28 protein-coding genes and 1 pseudogene are annotated in these 22,739 nt (G+C 38.7%); 20 read left to right on the top strand and 9 right to left on the bottom strand.

What is annotated here, in order from left to right:
- Nucleotides 1–17: 17 nt before the first annotated feature.
- Both GJS41_RS08490 and GJS41_RS08485 read right to left on the bottom strand, forming a co-directional pair.
- Nucleotides 18–716 carry a sigma-70 family RNA polymerase sigma factor gene (locus tag GJS41_RS08490; RefSeq protein WP_154246842.1) on the bottom strand — a complete coding sequence of 233 codons (699 nt, stop codon included), beginning with the start codon at nucleotides 714–716 and terminating at the stop codon, nucleotides 18–20.
- A 10-nt stretch (nucleotides 717–726) separates the two neighbouring features.
- Nucleotides 727–2,589, bottom strand: coding sequence for a VWA domain-containing protein (locus GJS41_RS08485; RefSeq protein ID WP_154246841.1), 1,863 nt, complete (start codon nucleotides 2,587–2,589; stop codon nucleotides 727–729).
- A 122-nt stretch (nucleotides 2,590–2,711) separates the two neighbouring features.
- On the opposite strand from GJS41_RS08485, the gene GJS41_RS08480 reads away from it, so the two are divergent.
- Nucleotides 2,712–3,149: a YiiD C-terminal domain-containing protein gene (locus GJS41_RS08480; protein WP_154246840.1), complete on the top strand. Its 438-nt coding sequence runs from the start codon at nucleotides 2,712–2,714 to the stop codon at nucleotides 3,147–3,149.
- Between the two features lie 153 nt (nucleotides 3,150–3,302).
- Nucleotides 3,303–4,655, top strand: a complete 1,353-nt coding sequence (locus GJS41_RS08475) for a substrate-binding domain-containing protein (protein WP_154246839.1) — start codon at nucleotides 3,303–3,305, stop codon at nucleotides 4,653–4,655.
- Nucleotides 4,656–4,696: 41 nt separating this feature from the next.
- Here the strand turns inward: GJS41_RS08475 and GJS41_RS08470 are convergent, their stop codons facing one another.
- The 3 genes from GJS41_RS08470 to GJS41_RS08460 form a co-directional block, all read right to left on the bottom strand.
- Complete coding sequence (locus tag GJS41_RS08470) at nucleotides 4,697–5,455, bottom strand: hypothetical protein (RefSeq protein WP_154246838.1); 759 nt, start codon at nucleotides 5,453–5,455, stop codon at nucleotides 4,697–4,699.
- Nucleotides 5,456–5,464: 9 nt separating this feature from the next.
- On the bottom strand, nucleotides 5,465–6,169 hold the full coding sequence (gene tfpZ / locus GJS41_RS08465; protein ID WP_154246837.1) for a TfpX/TfpZ family type IV pilin accessory protein: 705 nt from the start codon (nucleotides 6,167–6,169) through the stop codon (nucleotides 5,465–5,467).
- An 86-nt stretch (nucleotides 6,170–6,255) separates the two neighbouring features.
- Complete coding sequence (locus tag GJS41_RS08460) at nucleotides 6,256–7,269, bottom strand: hypothetical protein (protein WP_154246836.1); 1,014 nt, start codon at nucleotides 7,267–7,269, stop codon at nucleotides 6,256–6,258.
- Nucleotides 7,270–7,467: 198 nt separating this feature from the next.
- Here GJS41_RS08460 and GJS41_RS08455 point away from each other — a divergent pair, with 198 nt between their 5' ends.
- Nucleotides 7,468–7,767 carry a hypothetical protein gene (locus GJS41_RS08455; RefSeq protein ID WP_154246835.1) on the top strand — a complete coding sequence of 100 codons (300 nt, stop codon included), beginning with the start codon at nucleotides 7,468–7,470 and terminating at the stop codon, nucleotides 7,765–7,767.
- A gap of 263 nt (nucleotides 7,768–8,030) precedes the next feature.
- Here the strand turns inward: GJS41_RS08455 and groL are convergent, their stop codons facing one another.
- Together groL and groES are read right to left on the bottom strand one after the other, a co-directional pair.
- Nucleotides 8,031–9,677 carry a chaperonin GroEL gene (gene groL, locus GJS41_RS08450; RefSeq protein ID WP_370515683.1) on the bottom strand — a complete coding sequence of 549 codons (1,647 nt, stop codon included), beginning with the start codon at nucleotides 9,675–9,677 and terminating at the stop codon, nucleotides 8,031–8,033.
- 51 nt (nucleotides 9,678–9,728) lie between these two features.
- Nucleotides 9,729–10,016, bottom strand: a complete 288-nt coding sequence (gene groES / locus GJS41_RS08445) for a co-chaperone GroES (protein WP_154246833.1) — start codon at nucleotides 10,014–10,016, stop codon at nucleotides 9,729–9,731.
- A 147-nt stretch (nucleotides 10,017–10,163) separates the two neighbouring features.
- On the opposite strand from groES, the gene GJS41_RS08440 reads away from it, so the two are divergent.
- Genes GJS41_RS08440 through GJS41_RS08415 form a run of 7 tightly spaced genes read left to right on the top strand, consistent with a single transcriptional unit; the run spans nucleotide 10,164 to nucleotide 13,357 of the window.
- Nucleotides 10,164–11,054, top strand: a complete 891-nt coding sequence (locus tag GJS41_RS08440; RefSeq protein WP_154246832.1) for a hypothetical protein — start codon at nucleotides 10,164–10,166, stop codon at nucleotides 11,052–11,054.
- Nucleotides 11,055–11,090: 36 nt separating this feature from the next.
- On the top strand, nucleotides 11,091–11,306 hold the full coding sequence (locus tag GJS41_RS08435) for a hypothetical protein (protein ID WP_227551272.1): 216 nt from the start codon (nucleotides 11,091–11,093) through the stop codon (nucleotides 11,304–11,306).
- A gap of 3 nt (nucleotides 11,307–11,309) precedes the next feature.
- Nucleotides 11,310–11,417, top strand: a complete 108-nt coding sequence (locus tag GJS41_RS11665; RefSeq protein ID WP_370515682.1) for a zinc-ribbon domain containing protein — start codon at nucleotides 11,310–11,312, stop codon at nucleotides 11,415–11,417.
- Nucleotides 11,414–11,752, top strand: coding sequence for a hypothetical protein (locus GJS41_RS08430; RefSeq protein WP_154246831.1), 339 nt, complete (start codon nucleotides 11,414–11,416; stop codon nucleotides 11,750–11,752). Before GJS41_RS11665 ends, GJS41_RS08430 begins: the two co-directional genes overlap by 4 nt.
- On the top strand, nucleotides 11,753–12,232 hold the full coding sequence (locus GJS41_RS11420; RefSeq protein ID WP_195758363.1) for a hypothetical protein: 480 nt from the start codon (nucleotides 11,753–11,755) through the stop codon (nucleotides 12,230–12,232).
- Nucleotides 12,233–12,240: 8 nt separating this feature from the next.
- Nucleotides 12,241–12,945: a hypothetical protein gene (locus tag GJS41_RS08420; protein WP_154246830.1), complete on the top strand. Its 705-nt coding sequence runs from the start codon at nucleotides 12,241–12,243 to the stop codon at nucleotides 12,943–12,945.
- 13 nt (nucleotides 12,946–12,958) lie between these two features.
- Nucleotides 12,959–13,357 carry a hypothetical protein gene (locus GJS41_RS08415; protein ID WP_154246829.1) on the top strand — a complete coding sequence of 133 codons (399 nt, stop codon included), beginning with the start codon at nucleotides 12,959–12,961 and terminating at the stop codon, nucleotides 13,355–13,357.
- A gap of 11 nt (nucleotides 13,358–13,368) precedes the next feature.
- Here GJS41_RS08415 and GJS41_RS08410 read toward each other — a convergent pair whose 3' ends face one another.
- Nucleotides 13,369–14,073: a CPBP family intramembrane glutamic endopeptidase gene (locus GJS41_RS08410; protein WP_154246828.1), complete on the bottom strand. Its 705-nt coding sequence runs from the start codon at nucleotides 14,071–14,073 to the stop codon at nucleotides 13,369–13,371.
- A 152-nt stretch (nucleotides 14,074–14,225) separates the two neighbouring features.
- Here GJS41_RS08410 and GJS41_RS08405 point away from each other — a divergent pair, with 152 nt between their 5' ends.
- The 9 genes and pseudogenes from GJS41_RS08405 to GJS41_RS08365 all read left to right on the top strand — a co-directional run bounded on the left by GJS41_RS08405 (nucleotide 14,226) and on the right by GJS41_RS08365 (nucleotide 19,792).
- On the top strand, nucleotides 14,226–14,612 hold the full coding sequence (locus GJS41_RS08405; RefSeq protein ID WP_154246827.1) for a VOC family protein: 387 nt from the start codon (nucleotides 14,226–14,228) through the stop codon (nucleotides 14,610–14,612).
- A 21-nt stretch (nucleotides 14,613–14,633) separates the two neighbouring features.
- Nucleotides 14,634–15,494, top strand: a complete 861-nt coding sequence (locus GJS41_RS08400) for a helix-turn-helix transcriptional regulator (RefSeq protein ID WP_154246826.1) — start codon at nucleotides 14,634–14,636, stop codon at nucleotides 15,492–15,494.
- A 99-nt stretch (nucleotides 15,495–15,593) separates the two neighbouring features.
- Nucleotides 15,594–16,448, top strand: a pseudogene (locus GJS41_RS08395) (nuclear transport factor 2 family protein); the annotation flags it as partial.
- 426 nt (nucleotides 16,449–16,874) lie between these two features.
- On the top strand, nucleotides 16,875–17,210 hold the full coding sequence (locus GJS41_RS08390; RefSeq protein ID WP_154246824.1) for a zinc ribbon domain-containing protein YjdM: 336 nt from the start codon (nucleotides 16,875–16,877) through the stop codon (nucleotides 17,208–17,210).
- Nucleotides 17,211–17,322: 112 nt separating this feature from the next.
- Nucleotides 17,323–17,733, top strand: a complete 411-nt coding sequence (locus GJS41_RS08385) for a DUF1801 domain-containing protein (protein WP_154246823.1) — start codon at nucleotides 17,323–17,325, stop codon at nucleotides 17,731–17,733.
- Nucleotides 17,734–17,752: 19 nt separating this feature from the next.
- A complete protein-coding gene (locus tag GJS41_RS08380) occupies nucleotides 17,753–18,163 on the top strand; it encodes a hypothetical protein (RefSeq protein WP_195758362.1) in 411 nt (136 codons plus the stop codon).
- Between the two features lie 13 nt (nucleotides 18,164–18,176).
- Complete coding sequence (locus GJS41_RS08375) at nucleotides 18,177–18,533, top strand: DUF1428 domain-containing protein (protein ID WP_195758361.1); 357 nt, start codon at nucleotides 18,177–18,179, stop codon at nucleotides 18,531–18,533.
- Nucleotides 18,534–18,698: 165 nt separating this feature from the next.
- A complete protein-coding gene (locus tag GJS41_RS08370; RefSeq protein WP_154246820.1) occupies nucleotides 18,699–19,283 on the top strand; it encodes a hypothetical protein in 585 nt (194 codons plus the stop codon).
- Between the two features lie 83 nt (nucleotides 19,284–19,366).
- Nucleotides 19,367–19,792 (top strand): DUF4399 domain-containing protein, encoded by a 426-nt coding sequence (locus tag GJS41_RS08365; RefSeq protein WP_154246819.1) that lies wholly within the window; start codon nucleotides 19,367–19,369, stop codon nucleotides 19,790–19,792.
- A gap of 88 nt (nucleotides 19,793–19,880) precedes the next feature.
- Here GJS41_RS08365 and katG read toward each other — a convergent pair whose 3' ends face one another.
- Complete coding sequence (katG, locus tag GJS41_RS08360) at nucleotides 19,881–22,088, bottom strand: catalase/peroxidase HPI (protein ID WP_154246818.1); 2,208 nt, start codon at nucleotides 22,086–22,088, stop codon at nucleotides 19,881–19,883.
- A 251-nt stretch (nucleotides 22,089–22,339) separates the two neighbouring features.
- Here katG and GJS41_RS08355 point away from each other — a divergent pair, with 251 nt between their 5' ends.
- Entirely contained in the window at nucleotides 22,340–22,723 is a 384-nt protein-coding gene (locus GJS41_RS08355) for a DUF4345 domain-containing protein (RefSeq protein WP_195758360.1), read from the top strand.
- Nucleotides 22,724–22,739: the final 16 nt, after the last annotated feature.

Here is a 22,739-nt window from a genome sequence, read left to right as displayed (position 1 = left end):
TTCCTGCTGATCATAAATCAGCTCTTACTCTCTAAATCTTGCTGGTTAAAAAAACCTTTAAGATTCGCTACGCAATAACGCAACCTACTTTTGACAGCTTCAGGGTTTTGATTTAAAACTTTAGCAATTTCTGGAACGCTCATTCCTGCTTCAAACTTTAAGAGGAACACTTCTTTTTGTTCACTCGATAATTGCTCTAGTGCTGCCAGCAGCTGAGACTTTAACTCAGCGGCATTCACTTGAAATTCTGGCTGAGTGGTTTTGTCCGCTTGGTGTTGTTGCACTTCATCTTCATCATCCATTGATTCAAACTGGGCTTTGCCAGATTTACGATAAAAATCAACTAAACGACTGTGAGCAATGGTATATAAATAAGTGGTAAATTTAGCTGAACTTTTATAGTTAATAGAATTTTTTATTAAACTTTGCCAAGTTTCTTGAAACAGTTCTTCTGCAATAGCTCTTGAGCTAACTTGACGAATGAAATAACGAAGTAATGGATCTTTATGCCTTGCATACAATTGCTCAAACGATTTCACATTGCCTGAAGCATAAGCTGCCATTAAAGCTTCATCGCTGAAATGATTGTCAGCTTGCTCTTTAGCAATAACTTCTTTGTGTTGAGTTAAATTAGTAACGTCCAAGGCATCATGAGATATTATATTTCTATCATCATGATGCCCATTAACGTTGCTGCTTTCAAGCAATAATCTCATCGGATATTAACTAGCCATTTGGTGAGACTAAGCCTAACTTACTGTTATCAGAATTAATCTCTGAGCCAATATCTGATGTGTCTGATAACAACTTAGCCATTTCCATTAGTTTGATCATTTCCGCTCGGTAGCCTTGCTTATCCTCACCTTTTGCAATTCGCGCGGTATCAATTGCATCCTGCCAATTCCAATCACCAAGGTACTTATTACCTTTTAACAATTGAGCAAAACCTGCACTACTGGCTGCAAATTGAATATTTTGATCCGGGTTACTCTGATTAAACGCATTCGCATAAACCGGCTTATTTATCATTTGGCTTTTACTTGCCTCTGGTAATTTATAGCGAACCTTAACCATCGCAGCTTCTAAAGCTTTACGATTATTAGGTCCTATTTTTTCTATGCGACCTTGGTTGCTGCTTTGGTAACGTAAGGGATCCACTCTTTTACCTTTTGAATTTGCTAAAACTATCTCATACAAAGCCGTTACTGTATGTCCTGCACCAATCTCGCCAGCGTCGACTTTATCATTATTAAAGTCTTCACGATTTAACATACGATTTTCATAACCTAAAAGACGGTATTCACTGACAACAGCTGGGTTAAACTCCACTTGAATTTTGACATCTTTAGCAATGGTCATTAATGTTCCTGCCCGCTCATCGATCAAGACTTTTTTTGCTTCATGGAGACTATCGATATAAGCCGCATTACCATTACCTTTATTAGCTAACTGCTCCATTAAATGATCATTGTAATTACCCGTACCAAAACCCAGACTACTGAAGAAGATATTACTTTTGCGCTTTTGCTCAATCAGTGCAATCAAATCATCATGATTGGTCATGCCGACATTGAAATCGCCGTCAGTTGCCAAAATAACCCGATTAATACCCTCTTTAATAAAACCTTTCTTGGCCATCTGATAAGCTAACTCAATGCCTGAAGCACCATTAGTTGAGCCGCCTGCTTGTAAGCGATCTAATGCCTGCTCGATCTCTAATCGCTTATTACCACTGGTAGGCTCTAGAATAACTCCCGATGCTCCGGCGTACACCACTAAAGAAACCTTATCTTTACGAGTTAACTGCTTAGTTAATAGCTTTAATGATTGTTTGACCAAGCCTAATTTATTAGGACTTCTCATCGAACCGGATACATCAATCAGAAATACTAAATTTGAAGGAGGCAAGCTTTGCTCTTGCAGCTCATAACCTTTGATACCGATTTGTATCAATTGTGCATCTTGATTCCATGGTGCCTGCATAGAACTAGTACTGATTGAAAACGGTTGCTCCAGATTATCTGCAGCAGGAAATTTATAATCGAAATAATTCACAAATTCTTCTAGTCGCACCGCTTCTTTTGGCGGCAAATACCCATCATTTAACATCCGGCGCACATTGGTATATGACGCAGTATCCACGTCGATGCTAAAGGTCGAAACAGGTGACTCATCAACCAGTTTCACAGCGTTGTCTTCTAGCTTGTTGTAATTCTCGCGATTTTGTTCAAATCCTTGAACCGTGATTGCCATTGATTTAGCTTCATAATCAACGTTATGAATTCTAGATCCAGTGACCGTTACTAGATTTGCTTGTTGCGGCGGCTCATTTGCTGGTCTTGCTAACTTTTCTTGTGATTGTATTTCTGATTCAAGCTTTTTATTCTTGCCAACTTGCACCTGCTCCTGTCGCCTCACCTCATCGATTAGCTCTTCCAAACTCGGTTGCATATCCTTGACTGTCTTTACGGCATTATCTTGTTGCTTTGTCGTTTGGTCTTTTTTTGACTCTTGCTCTAAGTTTTGACAAGCCGAAATGGCTAAAGCTATTGAGATGGCAATAGCGGATTTTTTAACTGCTGGTTTCATAATGACAATCCTTTCTAGGTATTAAATTTCATGTACAGCTATTAACGTCTTAACTTATAAAAAGGGTTATTTTTGCTTTGTAAATTGCTATTCTTGGCGCAAAGTAAAATTAAACTATTGATATGAAAGCTAAACAACTAGAGCAACTACTGCATAAAGAAATCCCTATTTCTCAGGCCATGGGCATTGAAGTTGATCACTTAGACAAAAACACTATTTCTGTCAGGGCTCCATTTGAGAAAAATAAAAATATCCATAACACTGCCTTTGCTGGCAGTATCTACACCACTGCAACTTTAGCTGGCTGGTCGCTTTTAACCCACTATCTGCAAGCGAATAATATCGATGGCGCTGTAGTTTTAGCAAAAGCCAACATTAAATATTTGCGCCCCATTAATCAGGATATTATCGCCTATTGTGATTTATCAAACAGCGAAACATTGACTGACTTAAAAGGTCATATCGAGATCAAAAAACGAGCAAAAATTGAACTGAACATCACAGTTAAAGAGCAAGCTTTAGTTAAAGCAAAAATGAACGCTTTTTTCGCCATAGTCTAATTTAATGCAAGCCTGCATTGCATTTCCCGCTCGGCAATGCATATGTGACTTAAGCTATTGATATTTGTAATATTAATGTCATATTTAGTAACCCTAACTTAATTTATACTGGAAGAAAAAGCTCCATCATTTTTACTCTGACAGGATAAAATAATGCGCAAAAAAAAATCACTCTGGTTACCAGGGTTATGTCTTACCTTTTTTTCATTTTCCATTCACGCTTTAGATGAAAACAGCATTATCGATGCTAAGATACTTTTCGACATGAAAGGCTCTAATACCATCGGAGAAAAATTAGCGCCAGAACTTGCCGAAGGCTACCTCAGATCAATCGGCGCTAACCAAACCAAAACTATCATTACGGATACTGTTGAAAAGACTGTATTAGGGCAATTCCCTAATGGTCAAGTTTCAGCCATAGAAATAAAGGCACATGGCTCAAGCACAGGTTTTCAAGCTTTGGCTCAGCAAGATGCTGATATTGCCATGTCTTCAAGAAGAATCAAATCTAAGGAAATCGATTCGTTATCATCAATCTATGGGAATCTGTCAGACTTTGAATCTGAATATACCTTGGCGGTAGATGGCTTAGCGGTTATAGCTAATCCAAATTTACCATTGCAAGAATTAGATACGGAACAGTTAGCAAAAGTTTTCTCAGGTGAAATTAATAACTGGAGCCAGTTAAACTTGCCAGATCAGAAAATCAGGGTTTTCGCACGTGATGATAACTCTGGAACTTATGATACCTTTAAGTCATTAGTGCTTAAACGTCATAATGTTAAATTGGCTGCTAATGCACAACGATACGAATCTTCTGGTGAGTTATCCGATATGGTTTATAACACACCAGGCGCAATTGGTTTCGTGGCTCTACCTTATGTCAATAAAACCAATGCCCTCTCTATATCTGAATCTGGTGTAGCTTTATCATTTAAGCCTAACTTATTTACGGTTAGTACTGAAGATTATGTCTTGAGTCGTCGTCTATACTTGTACTTGCCAAGTAACAACAAGAATCCACATGCGCAATCCTTTATTGAATACATTCAAAAAACACAGGCGCAAAACATTGCTAAAAATATCGGTTTAATTCCCTTAACCATTAACGACGCAACCGTTCGCTTTAATCGCAATTATCCTCCGCGATACTTAGATTTAATTCGCGACTCTAAACGCTTATCCGTAACCTTCCACTTCGAGGGAAAAGACAATAAGCTGGATAATAAAGCTAAACGAGATCTCGATAGGCTTGTTAAGTTTGTGCAAGAAAATAAAACCAAAGGCATTTATTTATTTGGCTTCAGTGAAGATACTAATAATAAGCAAAAGGACAGAGAGCGCTCTAACATTCTGGCACAAAACATAGCCGATAATTTATTGAAAAATGGCATTAAACCAAGATATGTCAGAGGCTTTGGACATAAAGGACCTATCAGTTCTAACGCCACTGAATCGGGTAAAATGAAAAATCGTAGAGTTGAGGTTTGGGTCCCAAGAAAATAATCATGCAATAATTAAAAAGAGCTAAAATTAGCTCTTTTTAATTAACTCAAAATGGAATTCCTAATAGTAATGACCACTGTTTTATATAACTTTACGTATTCAATAGGGTTAATACCCTTTGCTAATTTAAAACTATGATTTGCTAAGTTTTTATTCAACCACTCATTTAGCAAAGGATGTTGTTTTGCCCAGTCAATTTCATTTAACAAAATAATAGCCTGTAACAAATAGTGACTGGCTTGAACTTGAAATTGCAAATGGCAGCTAAGTTGAGAGCTTTCTTGTAACAGTTCTATGATTTCAAAAAGCTCTGGGTAATCTTTGCTTTGTATAGCTTCCATTACAGAGGAAAAGTTCTCTTCACACACTAAATTGTTAATCCGATGGTAAGGAACGCCACCTAGCGCTAATGGCAAAGAAGCCCCCTTAGCATTTTCATACTGATCAAACTCTGGAAGGATATCGCCATTAGCCACAAAGCTTTCTGATTTTTTATGTTTCAAATCTCCTACCAGTTGCTCGGAAATATTCGCTGCATCAAACGAATCTAATGTATGAGTAAAGGGTAAAAGGTATAGTTTTAAAAAGCCTTGCTTGAAATTATTGGCCGTTAACAAGGCTGTAACGAGCATTTCTTTTTGAAAGGGCAAATGAGCAGGATATGCCAAGCAAATCATCTCATCCTTAATATAAATACCATTAGCACTTAAAGTAAATGATTCACTGGGATAACTCCCTAGCGGCGAACATACAATATACTCTAAACTATTTTTACTTCCTGTATTTTCTTCCTGCTCCAAAAGATGTCCTTATTTTTGCCAGGGATCTACCAGTCGGTATTCGATCACATCCCCTGTTCTGTTATCAATTAATGCGATGATATTCCTTTTCTTGCCAACAACTGGTGCATAGTTAATATGTTCTATCATATCAATAGGGCCAGCATCAACTGCCAATGATCTAGCGGGCTTAGTTCCTCGAATAACATTCAGCTTATTATCATTATAATCACGATAGTACTTTGGTAAGCGATCCATATCTTTACCACCATTAGCAGCGCTGATAGCCACTTCCATGGCTTCATTACCCTGTGGCAACACTGCATAGATAAACTTAGGTTTTTCTAGTAGCCCAATCGCCTGCTCAGGAATTGGGCTTTCTTCAAAGTTCACCTCAGAAACACCAACCACGCTATAGCGGTCAACATTGTAGACAATATAAGCCGGGCGTTCTTGATAAATAATCATTGCACCGTAAACCAGTGCAGCAACTTGAATTAGGGCAATGACCGATAAATCGAATTTCAAACTTTTTTTGCCCGCTTTGAAAACGATTAAAGTTAACAAAGGACCTAAAACCACATCTACTCCAGCCATAATGTAGACAATCTCGGCAATACCTTGAGTTAAATTGAAAGGCCAGGCATACCACACAAAAAATACTAGTGATAAAAACATAGCGAAAACAATAACGCTAATTCCAAAGTGAGTTAAAGCAGCGCGAGTTCGTGTCATAACCATTATTAGTTGTTCGGTAAATATCTAAAAATATTAACTTTTTTTCTCAATAAAAAAAAGCCCCTTTTGATAGGGGCTTAAGTTTATTTTTTCAACATCATCTTCCTGTCTTGGCAACTTAGCGTATAGCTTTTTTGGATACTCTTTATACCTTTAGGCTTTAAGATATCAACTCGATACCAGCCTTTGTAATCATACTTCTCCTTATTATTAGAACCAGCTCTGAAAGCGTTAGGATTATCTTCTTTATTAATAGTGCGTTTCCATACTCGCAACTTTTTAGAACCTGCCTTACCAAAATCTAATTCAAACTTTGGAGATTTTCGACCATCATGACTGACGTATTGGTATTCGATATTACCGGGTCGATTGACGGCGATCTCGCCATTGAATTCAACTTGTGCCGGACAAGTTCCAACGATATGTTTGACCTTTGGAGCGAACTTTACCTGCTTTATAAATTTCACTAGTTTAGCCGTCTTAACTGGAACCGGTTTCTTTGGAATTTTCTCTTTTGCTAAGTCTGAACCTTGGCATTGAATTTTAGTATTCAGTAAAACACTTTTGCTGGATGTATCCGCAAACCCTATGCCTGTTGGTTTACAGGTCAAATAATAGCTTGCTTTAACTGCGGCGGGGTAATTTAAAGAAAAACCCTTAGCTAAGATATCGTACTTAGTTAAATCAGCATTCTCAGATAATTTTTTCTCAAGCTCTACATTACATGCTTGCACAAAATCAAAGTTCGAGTTTTTATCAAACCGGAAGGTTCCTTTTGTTTCTTTGACGTGTGGAATCAGGTGCTTGGCAGGATAGTCAGCACCTACTTGAGTAAAGCCACTAACGGTAAAGTCACCTTTATAGGCCTTATTCCCCTTTCCTTCATATTTACACTCAGCATTTAACTGAGCTTTAAAGTTAACCTCTTTGGTTTGATCGATCTTATTCCATTTTTCTCCATTAGTAGAATACACCTTTACAACAGCAGCCTCACTATATCCCTCAGGGGCTTTCAAACTAAATTTCTTAATTTTGTTGGCAAAAGCCGCTTCATTTAGAACCAGTAACGAAGCACCAATAAAAATAACCTTTTTCATAATACAACCCTCCTTAATATCAATAAGATACCATAACCTTACTATCTAAATAATGCACGATTCACGTTACTCGGGTATCCCTTAACCGTAAATGAACGGTTTAAATCTCATTAGATTATTGAGAACAGAACCAAGTAAAAGGCTCTTCATTTAATGTATTATAAATATTCACATACATGGAAATAGAAGGAATTTATTATGTCTAGTGAAACTCGCGGCAATGATGCCTTAGGATCGACTCTTTGTGCTGAAAAGACTCCGCAAAACTATTCATCGCAAAAAAAACGTATCGATAAAAAAGCTGGCGAAAAATCTTGGCTCGGTACTTTTAATCGCTGGATCGCCGATGAGGCTAATGGTTATTGCGAAAGCGGGCTATGCTCTACTGGCACTTGTAAAGGTCATTTGAAAGATGCCGTCAGCGTCAAGCTTCTCACAGAAACTAACGACTATATAGAAGTTAAATTCGAAGTCACCATCTACTGCAAATGCGGATAGTTATCGCTAAATAGTAAGACCCGCATCGCAGTTATATCACCTTTTTTACTGGCAACTTAACGCTTGCCAGATATTCTTGTTATACCTATAAAAAAAGCCCCGCAATCGCGAGGCTTTTCAAAGCAGTTCAATGCAAATATTTTAGTGAGGATTTTTGTTTGCTGGCTAGGCGTGGAGCTTGCGAGTAGCGGAGCCTACATTAAGTAGGTGAGCACACGCAGCAAGATTCACAACAACGCCAGCGGACAAAAAGACCACTAAAATTACATCATACCAGGCATACCACCCATACCACCCATACCACCCATATCAGGAGCAGCTGCAGCTTCAGGTTGCGGTAAGTCAGTAATCATCGCTTCAGTCGTGATCATAAGACCAGCAACTGACGCTGCGTTTTGTAATGCTGAACGCGTTACTTTCGCTGGATCTAAGATACCCATCTCTACCACGTCACCGTATTCGCTAGTCGCCGCGTTGTAACCGTAGTTACCTTCGCCTTTTGCAACTGTGTCGATAACGACTGCAGCTTCGTCGCCTGAGTTAGAAGCGATTTGACGTAATGGAGCTTCCATCGCACGTAATGCAATTTGAACACCAACAGTTTGATCGTCGTTATCACCAGCTAAACCAGATAGTTTAGAAAGTACGCGAACTAACGCAGTACCACCACCAGCAACAACGCCTTCTTCAACCGCAGCACGAGTTGCGTGAAGCGCATCATCAACGCGGTCTTTCTTTTCTTTCATTTCAACTTCAGTCGCTGCGCCAACTTTAATCACGGCAACACCGCCAGCTAATTTAGCTACGCGCTCTTGAAGTTTCTCTTTGTCGTAATCAGAAGACGTTTCTTCGATTTGTGCACGGATTTGAGTAACACGCGCTTCAATGTTTGTTGGGTTACCAACGCCATCAATAATCGTGGTGTTTTCTTTGCTGATTTGAACGCGCTTAGCAGAACCTAAGTGCTCAATTTCAGCAGTTTCTAAGCTCATGCCAACTTCTTCAGAGATAACAGTTGCGCCAGTCAAGATAGCAACATCTTCTAACATCGCTTTACGACGGTCGCCGAAACCAGGAGCTTTAACCGCAGCAACTTTCACGATACCGCGCATGTTATTAACAACTAAAGTCGCTAAGGCTTCGCCTTCAACGTCTTCAGCAACGATTAATAAAGGACGACCGGCTTTAGCAACGCCTTCCAAAGTTGGTAATAAATCGCGAATGTTAGCGATTTTCTTATCAACCAATAATAGGAATGGGTTTTCTAATTCAGCAGTCATGTTCTCTGCGTTAGTTACAAAGTAAGGAGACAAGTAACCGCGATCGAATTGCATACCTTCAACAACGTCTAATTCGTTGTCTAAGCCAGAACCTTCTTCAACTGTGATAACGCCTTCTTTGCCAACCTTGTTCATTGCTTCAGCGATGATACCGCCAACAGAAGCGTCAGAGTTTGCAGAGATAGTGCCTACTTGAGCAATCGCTTTTTCGTCCTGACAAGGAACCGCGATAGCTTTTAATTCTTCAACTGCAACAGAAACTGCTTTATCGATACCGCGCTTTAAATCCATTGGATTCATGCCAGCAGCAACCGCTTTCAAACCTTCGTTTACGATAGATTGCGCCAATACAGTCGCAGTCGTAGTACCGTCACCAGCGATATCGTTAGTTTGCGACGCCACTTCTTTCAACATTTGTGCGCCCATGTTCTCGAACTTATCTTCTAATTCGATTTCCTTAGCAACAGAAACACCATCTTTGGTGATCGTCGGAGCGCCAAAAGACTTGTCTAAAACTACATTACGACCTTTAGGGCCCAAAGTTACGCGAACCGCGTTCGCCAAAGTATTAACACCACGCAACATACCTGCGCGAGCTTCATCACCAAAACGTACGTCTTTAGCCATGATTAAATTCCTCTAAATTCTTTTAAATTCGGTTAAAATCTATTAATTAGTCGATTATTCTACGATTGCGAAGATTTCTTCTTCTTTAAGTACTAAGACTTTATCTCCATCGACCTTCACTTCTTGACCTGCGTATTGGCCAAATAAAACTACATCGCCTTCTTTAACAGCTAAAGCACGAACGTCGCCGTTATCCAACGCTTTACCGTTACCCACAGCGATAACAGTACCTTTATTAGCTTTCTCTTTAGCGTTATCTGGAATTACGATACCGCCAGCAGAAAGAGCCTCTTCTTCGATGCGTTTAACGACAACGCGGTCATGTAATGGACGTAAGCTCATTTTTCTCTCCTAAACTGCCTCTATTTATACGATTTGAGGCTTAAATTTAAATAAGTGAACAAGATATGGGGACGAAATTTTAGCACTCAAGGGGATTGAGTGCTAATTTTTTGAATATAATTGCTGAGTACCAACAAATTGATTTGGTTGGCTATTCTAGATAGTATCAAAAGTTATCATATTGAATTTGAAGGCTTAAGGATGGATCTGATTAAGTACTGCAAGGAAGAACATAATATCGCCAAGGACTGCAATACGATACAGCTTGGTACTTTCGATTATTATCGCCAAATGGACCCATCTTTTTCTATAGCAGATCCTGAAGAAGGCTCAATTAAATATACTTGTCGAGCCTCCTCTGATCTAATAATAAATTCAAGACAGTTTAATGCCATTACCGGGGGAGTCGTTTCCATTTCAGATAAAGACTCCCCAAATCCCACTAAGCCCCTATCAGGAGCTAAGATTAGTCTCGGTGAAGGAGAATACATCTATCATGCTGATGGAACTACAACAATAAAACCAGGAAACATTGACGCTGAAGTTTATTATCCCAATTGCTATATCTTTTGCTGCTCCCTACTCGATCCCAATGAAAGCCCAGAGCCTAAAAAAATTTCATCTGATTATGATTCCTTTTACAAAATCTCTCAAAAAGACATTAATCCTTTTAGTGAAGCTATATGTAAATTAATTGCTTCAGACATACAAATTGGAGAATTAAAATTAGATAATCAACGTTTGACCTCAAGTCATATTATGACACTGGGTCATACTCCTAATGTCAGATGTATTCATGGGCCTGTTGAGTATGTTGAAGACAAAACTATTATACTAAATAAGCCTGAAGATTTTGATGATAACAATTGGACTCGTATTTTTTTCCAATCTATGTTTAAAAAAGATACTATGTTTATGCCTGATAATGAGTATAGATTTGTATTCATTATTGAACACCCGATACATAAAATTTTAGCCGTTAAAAAAGACCCGAAAATTATAAGCTTAAACCCTTTGTATAAATTCATAAAAAAATAAATAGAATAAATAGGGTCAGATTTACTTTTTATAATTATGAAAACTAAAAACACCATATTTGATGAAGCGGCAAAAGCAAAATTAAAAGCCGCTTGGCAAAACACAGAAATTGATAATACAAAATTAATAGCCCCTTTTCCCAATGGAGCCTTACTCGCAGATCAAGAAAAACTCAAACACGTAAATACCTATGGTTTCCTGCCACAGTTTTATGTTGATATAGCTTTTAAATACCGAGACTGTAGCAAATAAGAAATCTGGAAAGCCGAGCAGCAAAAATGGTGGTACGAAGAAGCCAAAGGTCATACCGACTCAACTGCAGTGCAATGTAGAGATTGTAGAAAAAATAAAAATAACTTATGAAAACATATCAGCAAAAGTTAATGGATTACCTAGAAGTCGATGGTTGGGATATCCTAAAGATAGAAACAGAAGATCTAGAAAGGTGGGCTGATGAAATTTGGTATCTTGAATCGAACTGGTCACCCAAAGGCAAAAAGGGATATATTACTTTCCTTGTTGACCCAATGCATGACGGATTAAGAAAACAAGGACAAGCCGTCTGGGGGTTAGGTTGTAGCAAGCAATATCCAACAAGCAGACAAGAAGCCGAAAGTATTACTACAATTTCCTTTAGCAAAAGCTTCAAAGACAATATGTTGGACTTCCAATTAGAAATGGAATCCTTACGAGAATAAATGATTAATACAGATAAATGCCAAATCTGTGGCAGGAAATTAAATGTACACTCAGATCCCTTGTCAGATGACTGTGGAGGAGATTGCTGGGGATGCATTGGAGAGATGGAAGCCGATATGGACTGCGAGCAGACCCTCGAAATGGTCATTGAGGAATATAAAAAAGGATTTAGACCTGATTGGATACCTCGTCCAAAAGTGAAGTTTACTCATAGTAAAAATTCTAAGTTCTATTTAGATGCTACATTTTTGAATCCTTTGATGGAACCATACTCAAATCAAGAAATTGACGTTCAAATTTCGATTTGGAGTAAACATAAAAGAGTTAAGAGTGTATTTAATGACACAGTATTTACCGATAAAGACGGTAAGATTGAACAATACTTTGAACTGCCCCAGAGCAAAAGAAATCAAACTCCTTATTTTGAAGTGCATTATGAAAATAAATATTGGGGTTTTCCAATCATTGATTACGACTAGGAAGCACCATGAATATCGATAAAATACTGAAAGCATCCAGCGAAAAAAAAGCCAAGGCTGCACTAGCTTACTTTTTGCAAAGCTATACTTCGCCAGCTTTTGGTGCTTTGCCGAAAGGCGAAATCGAACTAGTAGTGCTCAATGTTTTAGAACAACTCGGCGCCATTGACTCCGAGCCTGAATTGTATGAATTGGTATCCAAACTCAAAGTCACCCGAACCAAAGCCCGTAGCCTGATCTACAACCGTGAATTAAGACGCTCCTCCGACGATGAACTCAATCAAAAAGTCATTAATCTTTTAAAACGACCCTTAATTCAAAAAGACGGCGACTTGTATGTACTCGAAGTGGAAAACCCATTGGTTTCCGATCACCTACGCTCGCAAGTCAAAAAACTCGGCTTTGTCTCCGACGGTTCTTTCTCGCCCAGTATAGTAAAACTCGGACTCGACGCCATAACCGCGCTGATCGAATCCAACCTAACCGCCAAAGAAAAAACCGCGGTCAAAAAAGCCCTGATTAAAGCAGGCGCCCCCGACAAGTCTTTCCGCGGTGTATTGAAAGCCACCCTAAAAAAGATCGCCAAAAAAGTCGCCAGCAACACCGGCGAAGCCCTCATGGACCAAGCATCCGACTACCTAACCCCAATCATCGACGCCGGCATCGAACGCATCAAAGAAACCGCCGAAGAATTATTCGAGGATAAGAAGTAAGAATTAAAGCTTGATGAAAGACATACTAACCCTTGCAAAAATACAAATCATTGTCATAGTATTATTTGTATTCTCTAAATGGCTCCGCCCTGATGTGCTATCGACGGAAGGCTATGTGCTATTTAAGTTGTTTCTCTTATCGTTTCCTAATTTGGTCGAAGGAATAATCGGAGTTTTAACCTTGACCGTGATTGGTATATATTTGAAAAAATATACCAAGATTACTTATCGAGTCACTTACCTATTAGCGATAACACTTGCAACTATTTACGTTACTACCCAAGAGTTGAAATTCCATAATTTAGGTGGGAATAACGTCTACGATCCGAATGATCTTATCTTTTCTGCCGTAGGAATATTAGTAGGTGCATTTATTATTTTTCGATTAAAGCCGAAGTACGAACCAGAGTAATCAAATCTAATTTACGCTAAATCCTTAACCGTATTCTTAGTATAAAAATATACAAACACCATCACTAAAGCAGGCACAATAATGGCTTTTGCAAATAGAAAGGCTAAATTACTTCCATCACTAACATCAGTACGCTCAATAACCTTATAAAGCAACTCGCCATAAGGTTGGTTTGGATAGAACAATGCTTGTGCTTGGTTCCAACCTAAGTGCATACCTAACGGCATAATAATCGATCGCGTCTTCACAAAAGCATAAGCCCAAGCCAACCCCATTAAACCAGTGGTGATAAATACATAGATGAGAAAAACTACTCTTATCTCGCCATTAAAAAGTCCAAAGGAGAACCAATGATAAATACCAAATGCTATCGCCGATAAAGCGATACCAATATTAGGACCTAGCTTTTTCACCAAAATATACAAAAGCGCACCACGAAATACTAAATCTTCGGTAAGTACTGCTTTAAAATAATACCAAACGGAATTACCGAATAATGCTAGTGAAAAACTTTCCTGCTTTTGCCATTGAAATTGATACCACCAAGTATCTGCTACAGCGACTATCAACAGCAGTATCGCCATGAGCACAATGCCTAAGAAGAATTGAAGCAGCCTTTGCGGAACAGGCGTAAACCCTAAGACCAATAAATCTTTCTTAACGGTAAAATGCAATAATAGCCATGACACAGCTAAAATAACGAGGATCCCTAACATTTTTCTTTCCTATATAAATCTTATAGTTACAGAATAGTAATTCTGAAGTTGAGTTTCAATGGGGTGATAAAAAACTGATAAAAATTAATTAGATGCAGAAACTCTTACGGATTTGCTATGCTGAGTAATAGATTTATAAAAAAGGAGTTGTCATGAAAATCAATCTTACTGGTGTTCCCGTACACGATCAGGCAAAAGCTTTAAAGTTTTATACCGAAATTTTAGGTTTTGAGAAAAAAGAAGATGTTCCTATGGGCGAACATCGATGGCTTACAGTAACTTCGCCAGAAGGAGCCGATGGCGTCGAATTCTTATTAGAGCCAATGGGCTTTCCACCAGCTGCGGAATTCTATAAGGCGCTCTATGACGCAGGTATCCCAGCAACCTCATTTGGTTCAGACGATATTGACGCAGAATACGCCAAGCTCAAATCGCTTGGCGTCGAGTTTAAAAGCGAACCTACGGTAATGGGCGGCGCTAAAATTGCGATATTTGATGACACCTGTGGCAACTATATTTGTTTAACTCAAACTCTATAACTTAATCGTTTTAAAAACATTATGACGATTCCATCGATACCTTTTAAGTCGAAGCAGCTTGAAGCCTTAATAGAAATTGTTGATCTAGAAGAGTTAAGTCATAGAAAAAAATCCTTAGACCATAATCCTGAAAAACCTCACAAAGTGGGTTTCAATTTACTCATTCATGTTGAGCAAGGAGAAGGAGCTCACTTTTTAGATTTTAACCACAGTCACTTTGAGTCAGGCTCTTTTATTTTCATACGTAAGAATCAAATTCATGCTTTTGATCTCAGTCAAAATCCAAAAGGGAAAATGATTTTATTTAAAGACCGGTTTATTCAGCATATTCAAACAAACATGAAAATACCGGTTCTATGGCCTCTGTTCTTAAGTCATGACTATTCACCTATATTTAATCCGTCTCCATCTTTACAACAAAGTTGCCAAAATTTAATTCAAGAAATACGCAGAGAAACTGAACAAGGACATAGCAATTCTTTAATCGTTATGCATCTATTCTCTTCATTGTTTTTGCTGATGGAGCGTGAATCTAAAGCAACGGGGAAAAAGCTTTTATCACAACAGCGAAACGAAAAGCTTGAAGCATTTATGTCTTTAGTAGAATCTAACTATACAAAAACCCGTAACGCATCTGACTATGCTGTGCAATTAAATATTACTTACAAAACATTGAATCAACTTTGCAAAAATACTTTAGGAAAAACAGCAAAACAACTTATCGATAGCTTTATCATTCTTGAATCGAAACGACGCCTGATCTTAGAAGACAAGTCAATTCAAATATTAGCGGATGAATTAGGCTTTGACGAAGTAACCAATTTTGTTAAATACTTCAAAAAACACACACTAATGACACCATCCGATTTTAAAAAGTCTTAAAAGGTTCGACATTTACCATTTTTAGACGCTTCATAACCTCCCGAGCTTACAACTAATCAATTATATTTCCCTGGTAAATACAGCTTACGGGGAAGCAATATGAAAATTAAATCAATCATTACGGCAACTGCTTTAGTTATTTGCAGTTCATGTTCTACCAATAATACCAACGAGGTTACGGCTATGGAGTTATCGAATAAAGATAAAGCGGTCGCTTTACTACAGAGTATCGAAACTGGTGATAAGACACCTGTATCTTACGTCAATCCAAAAAGCTATACCCAGCACAATCTTGCAGTAGCTGACGGCTTGGCTGGCTTTGGTGAAGTTTTACAAGCATTACCAAAAGGTAGCGCTAAAGCCAATGTCGTAAGAAATTTTCAAGATGGCAACTATGTTTTTACGCATACGGACTATAACTTTTTTGGCCCAAAGGTAGGGTTTGACGTATTCCGTTTTGAAGATGGGCTGATCGTTGAGCACTGGGATAATCTAGCTGAAAAAGCGACCAGTCCAAATCCCAGCGGTCGCACTCAATTAGATGGCTCTGTTGAATTAACGGATTTAGACAAAACCCAAGAAAATAAGGCATTGGTTTCAGACTTCATAGATACCATATTAATCAATGGCCAGTTTGATAAATTAACAAACTACATTAATTCAGAAACCTATATTCAGCATAATACTAGTGTGGCTGATGGGCTGGATGGTTTAGCGCAAGCAATAGAAGCCATGGCTAAGCAAGGTATTCAAATGATTTATACCTCTAACCATGCAGTATTAGGCCAAGGCAATTTTGTTTTAACCATCAGTGAAGGCACCTTTGCAAATCAACACGTTTCTTATTATGACTTATTCCGCGTTAGCGAAGGTAAAATTGTCGAGCATTGGGATGTCATTGAACCTATTGCTGCAAAAGACACCTGGAAAAATAACAATGGTAAATTCAACTTTAAGCACGACTATATTGTTGAAGTTGCTACATTTAAATTAAAAGACGGCGTAAGCCCTAAAGATTTTAATACACTTGATCAACAAGTAGAAATTGGTCATGTCAGCCAACAACCAGGCTTTATTTCTCGCGAATCTGGATTAACTGAAGATAATTACTGGAGAGTTATTGTTCATTGGGATTCTTTAAACGATGCGGATGCTTCGATGAACTCATTTATGGCTGCTCCTGCTGCTGCAGCCTTTATGGATGCGGTTGATACTTCCACAATGATAATGCGTCGTTATAAACATTTATCTCAGTAAATATGTCTTACTAGATTAATAGCCAGATTTTTCTGGCTATTTTTTTATCTAGCAGTTATCGCTCGCTTAAGATCATAATAGGATTTACAATCATATAAACAGTAGCAATTTATCCATTAACATATGTCATTACCTCCCTGTCCACAATGTGATTCCGAGTATGTTTATCAAGACATGCAGCAACTGATATGCCCTGAATGTGCTTACGAATGGAACCCTGATGAAGTGCAAGAGAGCGACGAGCCAACGGCAACAGATTCTAATGGCACATCTTTAGTTGCAGGTGACAAGGTCACTTTTATTAAAGACTTAAAGGTTAAAGGCAGCTCATTGGTTTTAAAAATAGGGACTAAAGCTTTGATTCGTCGCATCAAGGATGGCAAAGATCATGAGCTAGACTGCAAAGTCGATGGTGCTGGCGAAATGATGATAACTGCCGCTTTCGTCAAAAAAGCTTAATCATACTAACGGTTCTAGATGATAACTTGGTGCTGAGCGCTTTCCTTTTTTAATATATAGTAGAGCTTCACTGTGGCTGAATATCATGTATTTTAGAACAGGGAGTATCGAAATGTCTGAAAACAAAACTCAAGCTACGTCAGCCTCGGTTGATGACTTCATATTGAGTGTGGAGAATTCTCGTCGCCAAAAAGATGCGCTTGCCGCTTTAGACTTATACAAAAAAGTAACTAAACTCACGCCTATTATGTGGGGACCATCAATTATTGGCTTTGGCTCTTATCACTATGTCCTCGATAGTGGTCGTGAAGGTGATATGCCTGCGGCAGCATTTTCTCCTCGAAAATCCAATATGACCTTTTACTTAGGCGATAGTTTTAAAGGTGCAAAAAACCTTTATGCTCGTTTGGGCAAACATAGAAAGTCTACTGCATGTGTCTATATAAACAAATTAGATGATGTCGATTTAGAGGTTTTAAAAGAAATTATCGCTCTAGATTTTGCTCATAGCAATCAATCTTGAGGTGTCTATGGACTATTTGATGCAATTTCATTGGTGGTATATTTTAGTCGGCATCATTCTCTTTTTTATTTTGTTCGGAAAGAAAAAAGGCGGTGTCGTATCCACACGCCTTACTGCTAGTATGCAAGTCTTAGATTCACGTTTTCAAGACTGTAAATCCGAGGCTGATTTCACTAGCTTTAAAAATGATGGTCCGGAGCATATTGATATAGAAATTGAGCAATTGCCACTTAAAGTAAATGAGGAGTTAGAGTTTTTAATCAACGGTAATTTATTGGCTACCGTCAAAGTTAAACGCAATCTTGAAGCTGAATTTGATCATTGGGCAGATGAAGATATCGAATTTCCGATGGTTCATGATGGTGATGAACTAATTATTGTGTATGACAATACAGAGGTGCTCAAAGGCATATTCAGATTCAACCAATAAAGGCCTAGAATTTATGACCAATTATATTGATGGATTTGTACTCCCAATATCGAATGATAAATTAGAAAATTATCGACAGTTAGTTGAACAAGTTGCTAAAATTTGGAAAGAGCATGGCGCGCTAGATTATCGCGAGTTTATTGGCGATGATCTAAACCTAGAAGGTGTTCGCTCCTTTGTTGAACTAAACAGTGTCGAGAAAAATCAAGCCGTGATATTTGGCTGGGTGATCTTTAACTCAAAACAAGAACGGGATCTGATTAATAAAAAAGTAGCCTCTGATCCTCGGATGCTAAAACTAGTTGAGCAATTTGATTCGGGTTTTGATGCTAAAAAAATGTTTTATGGCGGCTTCAAGCCTTTATACTAAAACGCTATGGCTTTATCGTTACTTGCTAACCAACAAACGGCAATAAGTACCATTCTTATTTGCCATATATGGCTACAAAAATATTCAATTCTACTCTAATATTTTTGTAGAATTATTCATAATATAAGCTTAATAGAGCTACCCATTGTCTTATAGGAGCTATTCGTGAGCAAGTCGAGACAGGCTATCTTAAAATTCATATCAATAAAATTAAACGTTGATACACATAAAAAATATCGGAAAATACTGTCTAGAATATTTGGAGCTGCCTTCTTCGTTTTTATCGTACTTGGACTTTATAATGCTCTCGATCGACACAATCATGCTGTTGACTTTAAAACTGATATAATTCTAATTGATGCCGATCTTGAAGAGTTAGAGTATGTATCAGATGAAGAATCTAGATATCGATACTTTTACTCAGTCAATGGACAAGGCTACTACCAGGATTTTGAAGCCCCTTTTATACAGTACGATAGTGCTGAGACCGTTAAAATCGCATATAAAACTGACAAACCTGGCTTATCTGAGCGAGTCGATGTCATTGAGAAATACCATGGCATTGGTCATATTTTCAAAACTTTTGGTTTGTTATTAGTATTTGGTGGCCTAGGCTTTTTAGTTTTATATGGTTTTCTGACATATGGCATTATCCAGCCGAAAGAAGATTACGAAGATGATGAAGATGAGTCTAACGATAAAAATCTAAACGAAGTTAATTCGTCAACGGATAACGAACTTAAAATATAGCCCTATATTTTGTCTTGAGTTAACAACTTATTCACCTTAATGTGATTACCCTTAGCTCATATTTCCACATAAAGGTTATTTAAATGAAGACACTATTGGCTTCTAGTTTAATACTGCTAACAACCTCTTTAGCCGCCACTGCTTCACCATTAATCACCGAAGCAGCCGAAAATGCAGAAGTTTATTTTATCTCACCTAACGATGGTGATGAAGTAAATAGCACTTTCAAAATCGTATTTGGCTTGTCAAACATGGGGGTTGCGCCTGCAGGAGTAAATCAAAAAAACACTGGTCATCATCATCTATTAGTCAATCTAGATGAATTACCTAATTTGCAATTCCCACTTCCAGCAACTGACCAAGTCATTCACTTTGGTGGCGGTCAAACTGAAACCGAAATAACCCTAGAACCAGGTACTCATACTTTACAGCTTTTAATGGGGAATTTTGCGCATGTCCCGCATAAAGCACCTGTGCTCTCTAAGAAAATTACTATTACTGTACAATAGTTGACGATCTGTTTAGTACTTGGTTTTTGAATGAATAACGCCAACTTAATGTTGGCGCTATTGCTTCTGGGTAACCTTTAGATGAAGCTTAAGAACGATCTAAGTTCATCACCTTATGCCAAGCTTTTACAAAATCACTGACGAACTTATCTTGCCCATCGTCAGCTGCGTAAACTTCAGCTATAGCTCTTAGCTCTGCGTGCGAACCAAATAATAAGTCCACTGGTGAAGCTGTGTATTTAACTTTTCCTGTTTTGCGATCTTTTCCATCGTATAAACCTTCTTTACCAGATTTACTCCAAGCAGTAGACATATCTAACAAATTGACGAAGAAGTCGTTCGATAAGGTTCCCACTTTGTTAGTAAAAACTCCATTGGATGAATCTCCAGAGTTAGCTCCTAACACACGCAAACCACCTACTAATACCGTCATTTCTGGAACCGTCAGGTTCAACATGCTGGCACGGTCCACTAAGGCATCGGTAGGACGGTAATGACTATCATCTTTAGAGAAATAATTTCTGAATCCGTCAGCGGTTGGCTCCAACACATTAAACGATTCCGCATCCGTTTGCGCTTGAGTGGCATCCACTCGGCCAGCTTGAAATGGTACCTCAATATCAAAACCGCCATCTTTTCCCGCTTTTTCTAAAGCGGCCGCACCACCCAATACAATCAAGTCAGCTAGCGACACTTTGCGTTTACTAGAATCATCATTAAAGTCTTTTTGAATCGCTTTTAATGTGGATAAGGTTTTAGCTAAAGCTTTAGGATCATTGGCAGCCCAATCTTTTTGCGGCGCCAGCGCAATACGAGCACCATTAGCACCACCGCGTCCGTCGGTCCCGCGATAAGAAGCGGCAGAAGCCCATGCGGTTTGCACTAAATCCGTAACACTTAATTTGTCAGTTAACTCCGTTTTTAGTTTTTTAATGTCGCGAGAGCTAATTAAATCATAATCACGTTTTGGTAAGGGATCTTGCCAAATAAAACTACCGGCTGGCACATCATTGCCGATATAACGATGATTTGGCCCCATATCACGGTGTGTTAATTTAAACCAAGCACGAGCAAAGGCTAACTCAAACTCTTTTGGATTATCTAAAAAACGCTTCGAAACTTTACGGTATTCGGGATCTTCTTTTAGTGCTAAATCCGTGGTTAACATAATTGGAGCATGACGCTTTGATTTGTCATGCGCATCAGGTACTAAATTAGATGCTTGCCCTTTGACTGGGATCCACTGGATCGCACCTGCTGGGCTTTTCGTTTTTTCCCATTCAAAGTTAAACAAGTTCTCTAAAAAGTTATGGGTCCATTCCGCAGGGCTAACGGTCCAAGCGCCTTCTAAGCCACTGGTAACCGTATCAGCGCCTTTACCGGTACCGCATTTACTGGTCCAGCCGAAACCTTGCTCTTCAAGTCCAGCCGCAGCCGGCTCTTTACCCACGCATTTATCTGGTTTTCTAGCACCGTGTGCCTTACCGAAAGTATGGCCGCCAGCAATTAAAGCTACCGTTTCTTCATCATTCATGGCCATTCGGGCAAAAGTTTCACGAATGTCCTTTGCTGCTAATAAGGGATCAGGATTACCATTAGGGCCTTCTGGATTGACGTAAATTAAACCCATTTGGACTGCAGCTAGTGGCTTCTTAAGCTTGCGCTCCCCTTCATAACGTTTGCCGTCCGTTAACCACTCTTGCTCAGAGCCCCAGTCAACGACTTCAGCTTCCCAATCGTCGGTACGTCCACCGGCAAAGCCTATCGTTTTAAAGCCCATCGATTCCATGGCAACGTTACCGGTTAATACCATTAAATCAGCCCAAGAAATTTTACGACCATATTTCTTTTTGATTGGCCATAATAACCGACGGGCTTTATCCAAATTGCCATTATCCGGCCAGCTATTGAGCGGCTCAAAACGTTGTTGTCCGCCACCAGCACCGCCACGGCCGTCAAAAATACGATAGACGCCGGCGCTGTGCCAAGCCATACGTATAAAGAAAGGACCATAATGGCCATAGTCTGCGGGCCACCAATCTTGCGAATCTTTCATCACCGCCGTGATGTCTTTCTTTAGTGCATCTAAATCAAGGCTAGCGAACTCTTTAGCGTAATCAAAATCTGCACCATAAGGATTAGACTCTGGCGAATGCTGTCTTAAAGGACTTAAATCGACCTGTTCAGGCCACCAAAATTGATTCTGAGTACTCATAGCTTGCGCACCTCCCGCGCCTACACTAAGACCTAGACTTAACATGACGCCCAGTGCTAATGGTTTGATAGATATTTTCATAATAATCCCCCTATTGATTTGTTATCAGATTAGGTATTTGGAACTTTATAACTCTACCAATCTATACCTCGGTCAAATCTTTAGGAAATCAAGCTTTTCAATCTGGTTAATAGGTTAAATTTATAGATGCTTATAATGTGATAGGGAGCACATTAATCACCAGTCACATTAAGGCCCGCCAATAATAAGCCTTTGATATACCTTGATATTCATATAAATTAGTTAATTATCGAACAATGCCAAGGAATATTTTGAAACTAGCTAAAACCATCATTTGGATTAATGCGTTGATTTTTGTTGTATACGGAATCATTTTTTTATTGATACCTGTGGAGTCTTCAAATTGGGTTATCGATACGTCACCCAGCACAACTTCGGGTCTGATCGATATGCGAGCCACGTATGGAGGTTTAACCATTGCAGTTGGCATTATTTTTTATCTGTTAGCATCACAAGAGGCCACTTTAAGGCTCGGGTTAATTTCAGTCATTGTCGCTTTAGTTAGCATGGCAGTGACAAGGTTTATCGGCATTATAGTTGATGGAAACCCAAACCCAACCATGCTTATTTATTTAGTACTAGAAATCGTTTTTGCCGTGGTAGGTCTTTTTGCTTTCATTCGATTAAATAAATAATTTTTATTAGGAATTG

This window comes from Kangiella sp. HZ709 (genome assembly GCF_009674675.1).
In the GTDB taxonomy this organism is placed as follows: Bacteria; Pseudomonadota; Gammaproteobacteria; order Enterobacterales; family Kangiellaceae; genus Kangiella.
This window is presented reverse-complemented; position numbering and strand designations above follow the sequence as displayed.